The following is a 13,117-nucleotide window of genomic DNA, read 5'->3' on the forward strand; positions in this document are numbered from 1 at the left end:
TAGGAAATAGGGGTTAGGACGCCTCTCACCTTTCACCCCTCGCCTCTCGCCCCTCGCCTCACTCCCACAACCGATAGCGCAGCAGCGCGAGGATCGCGTAGAAGCCCTGGCTGGGCTTCATTTTTTTGCCTTCTTCGTAGGTGCGCCCCAGGTAGGAGACCGGCACCTCATAGATGCGATGTCCGCGCTTCAGCACTTTGGCGGTAATCTCCGGCTCGATGCGGAAGTCGTTGCTCTCGAGTTTCAAGTCGCGCATAATCTCGGTGCGCATGGCTTTGTAGCAGGTTTCCATGTCCGAGATCCAGCAGTTGAACAGAAAGTTGGTCAGGAAGGTCAACCCCTTGTTGCCGATTGCGTTCCAGAAGTACATGCCGGTGTGACGCCCCAGGAATCGCGACCCGAAGACCACATTGACGCGCCCCTGGGCAATGGGCGTGACCAGTTCATAGTAGTCGTTCGGATCGTACTCCAGGTCGGCGTCCTGAACGATGACGATCTCGCCGCGGGCGCGCGCCAGGCCGCTGCGCACGGCAGCGCCCTTGCCGCAGTTGCGCGGATGGCGGATGACCGTCATCGACGGGTCGCGCGCGGCTTCCTCGCACAGAATGCGGTATGTCTCGTCGCTAGAGTGGTCATCGACAGCGATAATTTCCTTGTCGATGTTGACGGCGCGCACCTTCTCCAGAATGGCGCGCAGCGTCGCCGCCTCGTTGTAGCACGGGATAATGACAGACAGCAGCATAACCTCTCGTGTTAGCGGAATACAAGCAGGAACACCGGCAAAAGCAGCAACCCCAGCACCACCAGCATGCCAATAAGCAGCTTGAGTTGCTCGGCGCTGCGGCGTTGCGCGAGTTGTTCGCGCACGTCTTTGGCGTATGGAACGTTCGGTTGTTCGGTGAACAGGACGTAGCCCAGTTGATAGGGCGCGCGGATGGCGGTTGAAAGGATGGTTGTCACCAGTTCACGCGCAGTGACGAGCGGCGGCGCCCAGTAGGCTTCGTCCCGGCTGATCGGGCGACCGGTGAGCGAGCAGTAGAGTTGCTCCTCGACAATGATCTGCGGTTTGTCCGATGGTGTGGTGGAAGGCTCTTCGACAGACATTGCAGTTCCTCCGCCAGCACTATGTGTTTGCGCGCACAAAACGCTCGATACGCTCGAGCGCAGCCTCGATCTTCTCCATCGACGCAGCGTAGCAGGCGCGGACGAATCCGGCGCCGCTTGGACCGAACGTGTCGCCGGGGATGACGGCGACCTGTTGCTCGCGCAGCAGCCGTTCGGCGAAGACCTCACTGCTCATGCCGAGGTTCGCTACCTGCGGAAAGACGTAGAACGCCCCCTGCGGCTCGAACGTCGGCAGACCAATCGCGTTCAGCCCGGCGACGATGGTACGGCGACGGCGATCATACTCGGCGACCATGTCGGCGACGAATGATTCACCGTTGCGCAGCGCCTCGATCCCAGCGTACTGCGCCACCGTCGGCGCAGACATGATAGCGTATTGGTGGACTTTGCGCGCAGCCGCGACTATGTCCGCCGGCGCCGCCATCCAGCCGAGGCGCCAGCCGGTCATGGCATACGCCTTCGAGAAGCCGCCGAGCAGAATAGTGCGTTCGCGGGCGCCCGGCAAGGCAGCGAAGCAGGTATGCTGCACGCCATACACCAGGCGGTCGTAGATTTCATCGGAGAGGACCAGCAGATCGTGGTGTTCGGCGAGTGCGGCGATGGCCGCCAGCCGCTCGCGCGGCATGACCGCGCCGGTCGGGTTATTGGGATATCCAATCAGAATTGCGCGGGTGCGTGGTGTGATGGCGGCAGCGACCCGCTCTGGATCAACCTGGAACGAGTCCCTGACTGTGGTGGGTACGAACACCGGCACGGCGTCGGCGAAGATCACAGCGGCGGGGTAGGCAACGAAACAGGGTTCGGGAATGATCACCTCGTCGTCGGGGTTCAGCGTAGCGATGGCAGCGATCTGCAACGCCTCGCTGACGCCGACGGTGATGAGCAGTTCGGTCTCCGAGTCGTAGCGCACGCCGTAGTGCGCATACAGATGATCCGCGAGCGCCACACGCAATTCCAGCAACCCGGAATTGGAAGTGTAGCCGGTGCGCCCTTCTTCGAGCGAACGAATGCCGGCGGCGCGGATCGGCGCCGGAGTGACAAAATCGGGTTCGCCGACGCCAAGCGAAAGAACATCGGGCATTTGCGCGGCGATGTCGAAAAAGCGGCGAATGCCGGAAGCCGGGACGCGCTCCATGCGCCGGGCGATACGTGGGCGGGTCATACGTTCTTCCTTCTTATCCAATGAGCCGCATGACGGCTCGGGTGGCACCGGGCAGCGGATAGCTGATCAGTGCGAGCAACCGTCCATACCAGGGTATCACGATTTCGCCGTGGGTGCGCCGCGCGATAGCCCGCAGCGCTGCATCGGCGACCTGGTCGGCGGTGCAGGTCGAGAGGCGGGCGATGCGTGGATATTTCGCAGCGCCTGCCCGGTGTTGGAAACCGGTTTCGGCGACGCCGGGGCAGATCATGGCGCAACGCACGCCGGAGCCTTCGAGTTCGAGCATCAGGGTGCGGCTGAGACCGACGAGTGCGTGCTTGGTTGCAGTATAGCCGCCCATATTCGGCGCCGCCACCAATCCGGCCATCGACGCCATCATCACGATCTGCCCGCTCCGCCGGGCGAGCATGTGTGGCAGGAACGCCTGGGTGCATGCCAGCGCGCCGAAGACATTCACCTCCATCATCGCGCGAACGTCCTCCAGGCGCGCCTCCGCCAGCCGGTCGAACACGCCGAAGCCGGCATTGTTCACCAGCACATCGACATGACCGAAATGGTCGAGCGTGGTGCGCGCTAGGCGCGCGACATCGGCGGGGTTGCCAACGTCAGTGGCAATGGCGATGGCGCGTGTGGGACCGCCAAGCGTCTCTGCCAGGTGTTCGAGTTTCGCAACCGTGCGCGCCGCCAGCGCCACGCGCCCCCCGGCTGCAACGCAGCGCCGGGCGATCAACTCGCCGAACCCGCTCGATGCTCCTGTAACGACAACGACCTGACCTGCAAGCGCATCCATGGATTGTCCCTCGAAACGCATCTGGAACGTTTATCGGCGTGAGTCTACGCCCTGATCATCCGCCTGTCAAGCGTAGATCCGAAACCCTGCGCGCGTGGGTCCGATGCGAGGCTCATACGTGACGCCCCCCCGCCATTGATCCGAAACCCTGCGCGCGTGGATCCGGTTAGTCGAAGCGATTCTTTTATGCGTTGTACTCCTCCGAAACCCTACGTGCGTGGGTCCGGCGCAGAGGTTGACGACATCCTCCAATCTGCGCCTGAAGGTGCAGGCTCCGGGGAGCAACGCCCGCCTGCGTGGGCTTGACTGGGCGACGCAACGAGGGATTGTCGGAACGAGCCGACCCCGTGAGCAGCCCGGCGGGGCTTGCAGGTCCTCAGCGAGGGCTGTAGCCCGCCGCGCTACGGCGCGTCGCAACGAGGTATGCCTGCCCCTTTACGAAAGTGTTTGCTTGACAAAGCCAGAACACGGATGCTATACTGCCAGCGAAGTGACAACGTGTAGCGGAGCGTTGCAGGGATGACCGCACACCGCGAACAAGGTGAAACACGCCGTCAGATCCTGCTGTTGTTGCGGCGAAAAGGTCCGATGACCGCCGCTGAACTGAGCGAGGCTCTTGGCATTGGCGCGGTTGGTGTGCGGCAGCATCTGGCGCTGCTCGAACGTGATGGACTGGTGCATGCCAGTGGCGTGCGTCGTGCAGTGGGGCGTCCAAGTCATCTGTATGCGCTTACCGAGGCGGCTGAGGCGCTCTTTCCAAAAGCCTACGACCACCTGTTGATAGACGCACTGGAGTTCGTTCGGGCGCAGGGGGGGGAGAATGCAATCGAGCACCTGTTCGAGGCGCGGCGTAAACGTCTGTATGTCGAGTATGCACCGCGCCTGGAAGGACGGTCATTGTCGGAGCGAGTGGCAGAACTGGCGGCGATCCTGAACGAGCAGGGCTACATGTGTGAGTGGCGCCGTCTTCCAGATGGCGCGATCGAGCTTGTCGAGCACAACTGCCCGATTGATTGCGTAGCGCGCTCCTATCCGCAAGCCTGTATTCACGAACGCGCTCTGTACGAAGACCTGCTTCGCGTGCCGGTTGAGCGTCAGCAGACCATTGCTGCCGATGGTCGCTGCTGTCGTTTTCGAATCGCTGGTGAATCGTAAGACAGACAGACCCGGTTGTTTGTTGAGAAGGAGGGAGAACCCATGGCTTTCACACTTCCGCCGTTGCCGTATGATTTTTCTGCGCTGGAACCGCATATCGACACAATGACCATGCAGATCCACCACGGCAAGCATCATCAGGCGTATGTGACGAATCTGAATGCGGCGCTCGAAGGTCATCCGTCGTTGCAGAATGCAACAATCGAAGAAATTCTGAAGAACATCAACGATGTGCCCGAAAGCATCCGGCAGGCGGTGATCAACAATGGCGGCGGGCATCACAACCATACGCTCTTCTGGAACATTATGGGACCGAACGGCGGCGGTGAGCCGCGCGGCGAACTGGCAAAGGCGATCAACGACACGTTTGGCAGCTTTGCCGAGTTCAAGGCAAAAATCAAGGATGCCGGCGTCAAGCGCTTCGGCAGCGGCTGGGCATGGCTGGTGAAGGATAAGGATGGCAAACTTCACATCTACAGCACCGCCAACCAGGATAGCCCGCTCATGCAGGGGCATATTCCGATACTCGGCGTTGATGTGTGGGAGCATGCCTACTACCTGAAGTACCAGAACCGTCGGCCTGACTACCTCGATGCCTGGTGGAACACAGTGAATTGGGATGCAGTGGCGGAGCGCTTCGGGCAGTAACGTTGGACCACGCGCTGGTCTGCAAACGGAAGGTCAGGAGCGATCAACGCCGCTCCTGACCTTCCGTTTTTTCGGTCCGCGACGATGTACAATCTATGGTACAATAATACGTGATTATCGCTTACACTCATGACAGGAAAGACCGGACAACGCATGTCGGTCGCTGGACAAGGAGTCGGACCCATGGATAAGTCGACCTGGACGACAAAGGTCGGCCTGGCACAGATGCTCAAAGGCGGCGTCATTATGGACGTGGTCACGCCAGAGCAGGCGCGGATTGCCGAGGAAGCCGGCGCGGTGGCGGTGATGGCGCTGGAGCGTGTTCCCGCCGACATTCGCGCGCAGGGCGGTGTGGCGCGGATGAGTGACCCGGAGCTTATTCTGGCGATTAAGGAAGCGGTCACTATCCCGGTGATGGCGAAAGCGCGCATCGGGCACTTCGTCGAGGCGCAGGTTCTGGAGGCGTTGGGGATCGACTATATCGACGAGAGTGAAGTGCTGACGCCGGCGGACGAAGAGCATCATATCAACAAACACAAGTTCCGCATTCCGTTTGTGTGCGGCTGCCGCAATCTAGGCGAAGGGTTGCGGCGCGTGGCGGAAGGCGCCGCGATGCTGCGCACCAAGGGCGAGGCCGGCACAGGGAATGTCGTCGAGGCGGTACGTCACGCGCGCGCGGTCTACAGCGAAATTCGCCGCCTGCAAACGATGAATGAGGATGAACTCTTCACCTATGCCAAAAACATCCAGGCGCCCTACGAACTGGTGCGCCAGGTGGCGGAGACCGGTCGGCTGCCGGTGGTGAACTTTGCGGCTGGCGGCATCGCAACGCCGGCCGATGCGGCGCTGCTGATGCAGTTGGGTGTCGATGGGGTGTTTGTCGGCTCGGGAATCTTCAAGTCGGGCGATCCGGCGCGGCGGGCGCGCGCGATCGTCGCCGCGACGACGCACTACAACGAACCAGAGATCATTGCCGAAGTCAGCCGCGGGCTTGGTGAGGCGATGGTGGGCATCGAGATCAGCAAGATCCCGCGTGACCAGTTGATGGCAGGGCGCGGCTGGTAACAGGGTCGCAGAGTACAGGCGCGCCTGTACCCTGCCAGATGAATCGTCTATGACGGTAGGAATTCTGGCGCTTCAAGGAGACTTCCGCGAGCACGAAGAGATGCTGCGGCGTATTGGCGCGCCGACCCTCCAGGTGCGATTGCCGAAACACCTCGACCAGGTCGAGCGCCTGATCATTCCCGGTGGTGAAAGCACGACAATTGGCAAACTGCTGGCAATGTACGGGTTGATCGAACCGTTGCGCGCGCGCGTGCGCGCGGGCATGCCCGTCTGGGGGACGTGCGCCGGCGCCATTCTGATGGCGCAGCGTATCGCCGATGGGCGCGCCGATCAGCCGTTGCTGCGGTTGATGGACTTGACAGCGCGGCGCAACGCTTTCGGCAGTCAACTCGAAAGTTTCGAGATTGACCTGCCGGTGGATGGACTGGATAGCAAACCACTGCGGATGGTGTTCATCCGTGCGCCGGTGCTCGAAGACCTGGGAATGGCGGTGACGCCGCTGGCGCGCATCGATGATGGGCGTGTGGTTGCCGCCCGGCAAGCGAACATGCTCGCAACATGTTTTCATCCGGAATTGACGCCGGATGACCGGATGCACCGCTATTTTCTTGAAATGTGACATGCCATCTGGCGTCGGGGAACATCCATGATTCGACCGGTGACGCTGAGCGATATCTGGACCTTGAGACGAAAACCACGGAGCCAGGTGACACTGTTCAATGAGGCGATGCTGGTGTTGCCGCATCGTCCCTTCTGGTTTGCTCTGCGGTGCTGGCTCGAAGGAAGCGCCCAGGATTGCGCGACGTTCGTCTACCGCGAGGGTGCGCTCAGCGCCGTGGTCCAGTCGATCGGGCGGCGTGGCCGTCCTGAGCATGATGTCGCGCTCATGGCAGCGTATGGCGGCGGCAACGGCCATCCGACCGACCCGGACGTGTGGTTTCGCCTGCTCGAGTCGTTGTGTGTGGAGGTCGGCGCGGCGCGGGTTCAGCGGATCTATGCGGCGCTGCCGCAACGCCACGATGAATTGCGCGAGGTTTTTCGCCAGCTGGGGTTCACCAGCTACGCACAGCAGACGGTTCTGCGCCTCGATGGCCCGGATTGGGATCAGGGGACGACGCTGGCGCCGATGCGCCCGCAGTCGAACCACGATGTGTGGGCGATCCATAAACTGTATGGCGCCGTTACCCCCCGGCAGGTGCAACTCTTCGAGGCGCGCGACGCGCGATCATGGATGTTGCCGCTTGATCGTGTCTGGCGCCGCCCCTATCGGAATGCATGGGCGCTGGGCGCGGGCGACCGGATGGTTGCCTATCTGCATCGCACGACCGGTCCTGCCGGTCATGTCTTCTCGCTCTTGATCAGACCGGACGCGCGTGAGCAGATGACCGATGTCCTGCGATTCGGGCTGGCGCAGATCCACGATGCGCTGCCGGTGTACCTGATGCTGCGTGATTATCAGCAAGAAATGTTTCTTCCTGCAGGCGATCTCGGTTTTCAGCCGGTCGCCGAGCAGACGCTGCTCTGTAAGCAGACAACCGTCGCAGTACGGCGATCCATCCTGGCGCCGGTGCTCGAAAGCCCAGAGACCAACCCGCCGATACCAACCATTTCCTCTCGATGTGAGGATAGACGACCCTATGGCAATACAACGCGATATTACCAGCAATATCGAATTGCTTCTCGAGACGCTTCCGCCGCCTATTCGTCTGGCGATTGAGACAGGTCCTGATGATCAGGAGGATCTGCTGGAAGTGATCATGGATCTTGGTCGGCTCCCCGAAGCGCGCTACCGTCAACACGAACGTTTTCTTAGCGACCGCGAAGTGACACAGGAAGAGATTGACTACGTCATTGCGCGTATCGGCGCCTTTGGCGAGGATAATCGCGCCGGGATACCGCGCACGCTGCATCGCATTTCGGCGATTCGCAATCGCACCGGGCGCGTGATCGGGTTGACATGCCGCGTTGGGCGCGCGGTCTTCGGTACGATCGTTATTCTGCGCGACTTGATCGAGTCCGGGAAGAGTGTGCTCCTCCTGGGGCGCCCCGGCGTCGGCAAGACGACGATGCTGCGCGAGACGGCACGGGTGCTGGCGGAAGACCTGCGTAAGCGCGTGGTGATCGTCGATACGTCGAACGAGATCGCTGGCGATGGCGATATTCCGCACCCTGGCATTGGGCGGGCGCGGCGCATGCAGGTGCCGCGCCCGTCGGAACAGCACGCCGTGATGATCGAGGCGGTCGAAAACCATATGCCAGAGGTGATCGTCATCGATGAGATTGGGACGGAACTCGAGGCGCTGGCGGCGCGTACCATCGCCGAGCGCGGCGTGCAGTTGATCGGCACGGCGCACGGGCAGACGCTCGAGAACCTGCTGTCGAATCCAACCCTGTCGGACCTGATCGGCGGTATTCAGGCGGTGACGCTTGGCGATGAAGAGGCGCGGCGTCGTGGAACGCAGAAAACCGTCCTCGAACGCAAGGCGCCGCCAACCTTCGATATTCTGGTCGAGATTCAGAACTGGGATCAGGTGACGGTTTATCCCGACGTTGCGAGCGCCGTTGATAACCTGTTGCGCGCCGAACCGCCGCGCGCTGAAGTGCGTCGCCGCACTGCCGATGGTCAGATAGAGATTGTCCCGGTGACTGCCGATGAGCAACAGACTCGGACAATCCCGGGCATTCGTCGTGGTGGCGGGCGCGAGCGAGGCGAGCGCGGGGAACGAGTCACGCGAACGCCGATGATGCTCTCGCCGGCACAGGCAGGGATGGCGCCGCAGCGCATCTATCCGTTTGGCGTCAGCCGCGATCGCCTGGAGCGAGCCATTGCCACGCTGCACGTGCCGGCGACGATTGTGCGTGATATGGGCGAAGCGACGATGGTCATGACGTTGAAGAACTACTATCGCCAGGGAGCGCAACGCGTGCGTCAGGCGGAAGAGCGTGGCGTGCCGGTCTATGTGCTGCGCAATAACACGCTGGCGCAGATGGAACGTCAACTGGCCGATGTGTTCAATATCAATCTGAGTGAGAATGGCGAGCAACGCTCCGCCAACCGCAATGATGATGAGTCCATGACAGACGCGTTGCTGGAGGTCGAAACGGCGATTACGCAGGTGCTGAATGGAGAACGCTCGTCAGTCGAATTGCAACCGCAGAGCAGCTACGTTCGCCGGTTGCAGCATCAGATGGCGGAACGATACAATCTGCAATCGGAAAGTCGTGGGCGCGAACCGAATCGTCGGGTGAAAATCTTTCGCTAAGGCTGCACAGTGATCGGCGATGATCGATGAGCCTGTTTGTAACATTTGAGGGTCCAGAGGGAAGCGGCAAAAGCACGCAGGCGCGGCTGCTTTATGAATCGCTGTACACGCGTCGCTTCCCGGTCATTCTGACGCGAGAGCCCGGCGGGACGCGGATCGGCGACCTGATCCGCCGGATCGTCCTGGATTTGCAGCATACCGAAATGGCGCCAACCACCGAGACATTGCTCTTTTCGGCAGCGCGGGCGCAGCTCGTCAGCGAAGTCATTCGCCCGTATCTGGAACAGGGTGGCATTGTGCTGTGCGACCGGTATGCCGATTCGACCTATGCCTACCAGGGGTATGGGCTGGGGCGCGATCTGGCGGAGTTGCGCGTGATTACGACTGCGGCGACGGGCGGCCTGCGCCCTGATCTGACGTTTTATCTCGACATAAGCGTCGAGGCGGGGTTGGAGCGGAAACGTCGGAAGCGCCCCGGCGCGCGCCTGATGGGTCAGCATGGCATTGAACAGGAGTGGAATCGCCTCGATGCCCGCGAGCTGGAGTATCATCAACGGGTGGAAGCGGGCTACCGCGAGTTGATCGCGCAGGACCCTGAGCGCTGGCGGGTGCTCGACGCACGGCAGTCGATTGAGGCGCTAGCAGAGCAGATCGCGGCGATCGTCGAGCCGTATCTGGCATCGATTCCGCGGCTGGAAACTGTGCCATTGTGTTGAGGGTGATCGTATGAAACTGATCATTGCCGTTGTGCAGCGGCAGGATGCTGGCGACTTGATCGAGGCGCTGACGGCGGCCGGTCATCGGGTGACTCGCATCAGCAGTGAGGGTGGATTCCTGCGCGAAGGGAATGTCACCCTCCTGATTGCTGCCGAGGATTATCAGGTGGACCCGATTCTGAAGATTGTGCGTGAGCACTGTTATACACGGACGCGGTATGTGTCGCCGCTGCCGCCGGTTGCGGAGTCAGGCGAGTTCTATCCGCCAACGCCGGTGGAGGTGCAGGTCGGCGGTGCGACCGTTTTCGTCTTGCGCGCCGCTGATGTGCGCCGCCTGACGCCATAAGAGTCTGTCCGAATGATCGATGTCAGGCGTCATTGCGAGCGAAGCGACGCAATCTCCCTGTGAACAGATCCGAGGAGTAAGGTCATTGGATATTCGTGGAATCATTACCAATCTCGCGCCGGTCGTGTCGGTGCTGGCGTGGATGTTGCTTGCCTACCTGATCCTGCTCTGGGCTGCGTCGGTGCTGTGGACGTACCGTGATATTCATAGCCGGAGCGAGGATGTGGCGGTGCAGGTGCTGGCGGTCGTCCTGGCGCTGGTGCTGCCGTTCGGCGGCGTGGTGTTGCACCTGATCTTGCGCCCGCGCCAGACGCTGGCGCAAAAATACGAACGAATGCTCGAAGAAGAGTATCTGCGCCGCAGTCTCGAAGACCCTCATGTCTGCCCGACGTGTCAGCGATCCGTTGAGCCGGATTTTGTTCTCTGTCCCTATTGCCAGACGGCGCTGCGCCGCCGCTGCACTGCGTGCAACCGCGTGATCGATCTTGCCTGGAGCGTCTGCCCCTACTGCGGCGATGATGGCGCCGGCTCGTTGCAACGCCCCAGTTATCGTCAGCGCGTCGAAACCGAGCATATGCAGGTGTATGAGCGATAACACACTGCAGAACGATCATCGTCTGCGCACAGGCGCGCTGTATGTCGCGCTGATGCTGGTGGCGCTGGCGCTTCTGGCTGCGTGCGGTCCTGAAGCGCCGCAAACGACCGATCCGCCCGCCGCTGCGACCCGTCAGGCGATTGTTGCTCTTCCTACCGCAACGCGCCCAGCCGACAGTGAGCGCCCGCGTCCATCAGGCGTCACGCCGGTTCCCACCTCAACCGATGTTCCTGAGCCTGCTCCGAATCCCGGCGACGATCCGCGCACAAAGGGCGATCCCGACGCGCCGATCGTCGTGGTGGAGTTCAGTGATTTCCAGTGCCCTTTCTGCGCCGCGTTCTCGCGCGAGGTCCGGCCCCTCATCGAGGAGCGGTATGTCAGCACCGGCAAGGTGCGCTTCGTCTACCGCGATTTTCCGCTTATGAGCATCCATCCGGGGGCGTTGCTCGCGGCGCATATTGCCAACTGCGCCGGTGAACAGGGCGCATTTTGGCAGATGCACGAGCGGATTTTTGCAGGTATGGAACAGCGCGAGTGGTCATCGGGCGATGCCGGTGATTTTCGCACCTTCCTGAAGTACGCTGAAGAGTTGAATATCAACGCGGCTCAGGTGCAGCAGTGTGTCGAGAGTAACCGCTATGGTCCACGTATCGAAGCCGACATTCGTGAAGCGCAGCAGGCGGGTGTTCGCAGCACGCCGACGTTCCTCATCAATGACCAGGTGCTGGTCGGCGCCCAGCCCTTCGAGGTTTGGGAACGGATCTTCGAGACCATTCTCAACAGTCAATGACCATGAGTCCTTCGATTACCGATGTTCCTGGCGTCCTGGCAGGGCACGCGCAGGATGACGAAGCGTTGACCGGGTGTACGGTCATTCTCACGCCCGAAGGGGCGATTGGGGCGGTGGATGTGCGGGGTGGCGCGCCGGGGACGCGCGAGACCGATCTGCTCTCGCCGGTTGCAACGGTCAACACGGTTCACGCGGTGGCGCTGTGTGGCGGGAGTGCGTTTGGTCTCGTGGCAGCCGCCGGTGTGATGCAGTGGCTCGCCGAACGCGGTATTGGCTTCCCGACCGGGATTCGCCCTGTGCCGATTGTGCCGGCCGCCGTGATTTTCGACCTTGCCATTGGTCGTGCGGACCGTTTTGCCGACGCTGTGATGGGATATGCGGCGTGTGAGGCGGCGGGCGCCACGGTTGGTGAAGGATGCGTCGGCGTGGGTCTTGGTGCAACGGTGGGGAAAATCCGCGGTATGCAGCACGCAATGAAATCCGGCATCGGTATGTGGAGCGAACGCCTGGCGGACGGAACGACCGTCGGTGCGCTGGCGGTCTGCAACGCCTTTGGTGATGTGTATGATGAGCGCAACGGTCGTTTGCTGGCAGGGGCGCGGGCGGACGATGGATCGCTCGCCGATACGATGGCGCTGTTGCGCGGCGCAGGTTCGGCGTCGCCTTGGTCGGCGTCTGCGGAAGGGCAGAATACAACCCTGGCAGTGGTGGCGACCGACGCGCGCCTGACGAAAGCGGAAGCGACGAAGGTGGCGCAGATGGCGCAAGACGCGCTGGCACGAACGATTCGGCCGGTGCATACGCCATTCGATGGCGATACCGTCTTTGTGCTCGCAACCGGACGACGCGCGTCACCGGGGGTGCTGCTGCTCGGCGCTATCGCCGCTGATGTGCTGGCGCGCGCCATCGAGCGGAGCGTAACGCAGGCGTGGTCGCTTGGCGGTGTGCCTGGGATGAGGCGAGAGGGGTGAGGCGGGAGGCGGGAGGCGGGAGGGATGAGGCGGGAGGCGAGAGGCGAGAGGCGAGAGGCGAGAGGCGAGAGGCGGGAGGGATGAGGCGAGAGGCGAGAGGCGAGAGGCGGGAGGGATGAGGCGAGAGGCGAGAGGCGGGAGGCGGGAGGCGAGAGGCGGGAGGCGAGAGGCGAGAGGCGAGAGGCGAGAGGCGAGAGGAGCGAAAGGGTTGAAGGTGGGCAGTGGGCAGTGGGCAATGGGCAGGCGTCCTGGCCCTGACTCCTAACTCCTAACCCCTAACTCCAGGAAGCCCGCGCAGGCGGGCTTTGCAGCCGTAGCCCGCGGCTTTAGCCGCCGTGCGCACGGGGGCGCTCATGCCAACTGCGGTCCACGACACGCCTGCCGGGGCGCGTTGACCGGTGCGCCTTGCGAACCGAACCCTCGAACATTTTGTCTGACTGACCGCAATTTAGTATCAGTTCTGGGTTCTCGGTTCTCGGTTCTCAGTTCTC

The 13,117-nt window shown here is 62.0% G+C and carries 15 protein-coding genes; 11 read left to right on the forward strand and 4 right to left on the reverse strand.

Annotated elements, in window-relative coordinates:
* Positions 1-58: 58 nt before the first annotated feature.
* Genes AC3EA7_RS19130 through AC3EA7_RS19145 form a run of 4 tightly spaced genes read right to left on the reverse strand, consistent with a single transcriptional unit; the run spans position 59 to position 3,077 of the window.
* Positions 59-742 (reverse strand): glycosyltransferase family 2 protein, encoded by a 684-nt coding sequence (locus AC3EA7_RS19130; protein WP_488615670.1) that lies wholly within the window; start codon positions 740-742, stop codon positions 59-61.
* Between the two features lie 11 nt (positions 743-753).
* Positions 754-1,104: a hypothetical protein gene (locus AC3EA7_RS19135; protein ID WP_488615671.1), complete on the reverse strand. Its 351-nt coding sequence runs from the start codon at positions 1,102-1,104 to the stop codon at positions 754-756.
* A gap of 19 nt (positions 1,105-1,123) precedes the next feature.
* The gene (locus tag AC3EA7_RS19140) at positions 1,124-2,287 is read right to left on the reverse strand and encodes a pyridoxal phosphate-dependent aminotransferase (protein ID WP_488615672.1); all 1,164 of its coding nucleotides are present in this window, start codon (positions 2,285-2,287) and stop codon (positions 1,124-1,126) included.
* Between the two features lie 13 nt (positions 2,288-2,300).
* Complete coding sequence (locus AC3EA7_RS19145; RefSeq protein WP_488615673.1) at positions 2,301-3,077, reverse strand: SDR family NAD(P)-dependent oxidoreductase; 777 nt, start codon at positions 3,075-3,077, stop codon at positions 2,301-2,303.
* A 519-nt stretch (positions 3,078-3,596) separates the two neighbouring features.
* On the opposite strand from AC3EA7_RS19145, the gene AC3EA7_RS19150 reads away from it, so the two are divergent.
* The 11 genes from AC3EA7_RS19150 to AC3EA7_RS19200 all read left to right on the forward strand — a co-directional run bounded on the left by AC3EA7_RS19150 (position 3,597) and on the right by AC3EA7_RS19200 (position 12,626).
* Positions 3,597-4,232: a helix-turn-helix transcriptional regulator gene (locus tag AC3EA7_RS19150; protein ID WP_488615674.1), complete on the forward strand. Its 636-nt coding sequence runs from the start codon at positions 3,597-3,599 to the stop codon at positions 4,230-4,232.
* Positions 4,233-4,274: 42 nt separating this feature from the next.
* Positions 4,275-4,880, forward strand: coding sequence for a superoxide dismutase (locus tag AC3EA7_RS19155; RefSeq protein ID WP_488615675.1), 606 nt, complete (start codon positions 4,275-4,277; stop codon positions 4,878-4,880).
* Between the two features lie 183 nt (positions 4,881-5,063).
* A complete protein-coding gene (gene pdxS / locus AC3EA7_RS19160) occupies positions 5,064-5,945 on the forward strand; it encodes a pyridoxal 5'-phosphate synthase lyase subunit PdxS (protein ID WP_488615676.1) in 882 nt (293 codons plus the stop codon).
* 49 nt (positions 5,946-5,994) lie between these two features.
* A complete protein-coding gene (gene pdxT / locus AC3EA7_RS19165) occupies positions 5,995-6,564 on the forward strand; it encodes a pyridoxal 5'-phosphate synthase glutaminase subunit PdxT (RefSeq protein ID WP_488615677.1) in 570 nt (189 codons plus the stop codon).
* 87 nt (positions 6,565-6,651) lie between these two features.
* Positions 6,652-7,662: a hypothetical protein gene (locus AC3EA7_RS19170; protein WP_488615678.1), complete on the forward strand. Its 1,011-nt coding sequence runs from the start codon at positions 6,652-6,654 to the stop codon at positions 7,660-7,662.
* Positions 7,583-9,208: a R3H domain-containing nucleic acid-binding protein gene (locus AC3EA7_RS19175; protein WP_488615679.1), complete on the forward strand. Its 1,626-nt coding sequence runs from the start codon at positions 7,583-7,585 to the stop codon at positions 9,206-9,208. The genes AC3EA7_RS19170 and AC3EA7_RS19175 overlap by 80 nt, the downstream gene beginning before the upstream one ends.
* A gap of 26 nt (positions 9,209-9,234) precedes the next feature.
* Positions 9,235-9,924 (forward strand): dTMP kinase, encoded by a 690-nt coding sequence (tmk, locus tag AC3EA7_RS19180; RefSeq protein ID WP_488615680.1) that lies wholly within the window; start codon positions 9,235-9,237, stop codon positions 9,922-9,924.
* Positions 9,925-9,934: 10 nt separating this feature from the next.
* Positions 9,935-10,270 (forward strand): cyclic-di-AMP receptor, encoded by a 336-nt coding sequence (locus AC3EA7_RS19185; protein ID WP_488615681.1) that lies wholly within the window; start codon positions 9,935-9,937, stop codon positions 10,268-10,270.
* An 85-nt stretch (positions 10,271-10,355) separates the two neighbouring features.
* On the forward strand, positions 10,356-10,865 hold the full coding sequence (locus AC3EA7_RS19190) for a zinc ribbon domain-containing protein (RefSeq protein WP_488615682.1): 510 nt from the start codon (positions 10,356-10,358) through the stop codon (positions 10,863-10,865).
* The gene (locus AC3EA7_RS19195) at positions 10,855-11,655 is read left to right on the forward strand and encodes a DsbA family protein (protein ID WP_488615683.1); all 801 of its coding nucleotides are present in this window, start codon (positions 10,855-10,857) and stop codon (positions 11,653-11,655) included. The genes AC3EA7_RS19190 and AC3EA7_RS19195 overlap by 11 nt, the downstream gene beginning before the upstream one ends.
* Positions 11,656-11,657: 2 nt before the next feature.
* Positions 11,658-12,626: a P1 family peptidase gene (locus AC3EA7_RS19200; protein ID WP_488615684.1), complete on the forward strand. Its 969-nt coding sequence runs from the start codon at positions 11,658-11,660 to the stop codon at positions 12,624-12,626.
* The last annotated feature ends 491 nt before the right edge of the window (positions 12,627-13,117 follow it).

Source organism: Roseiflexus sp. (genome assembly GCF_057785375.1).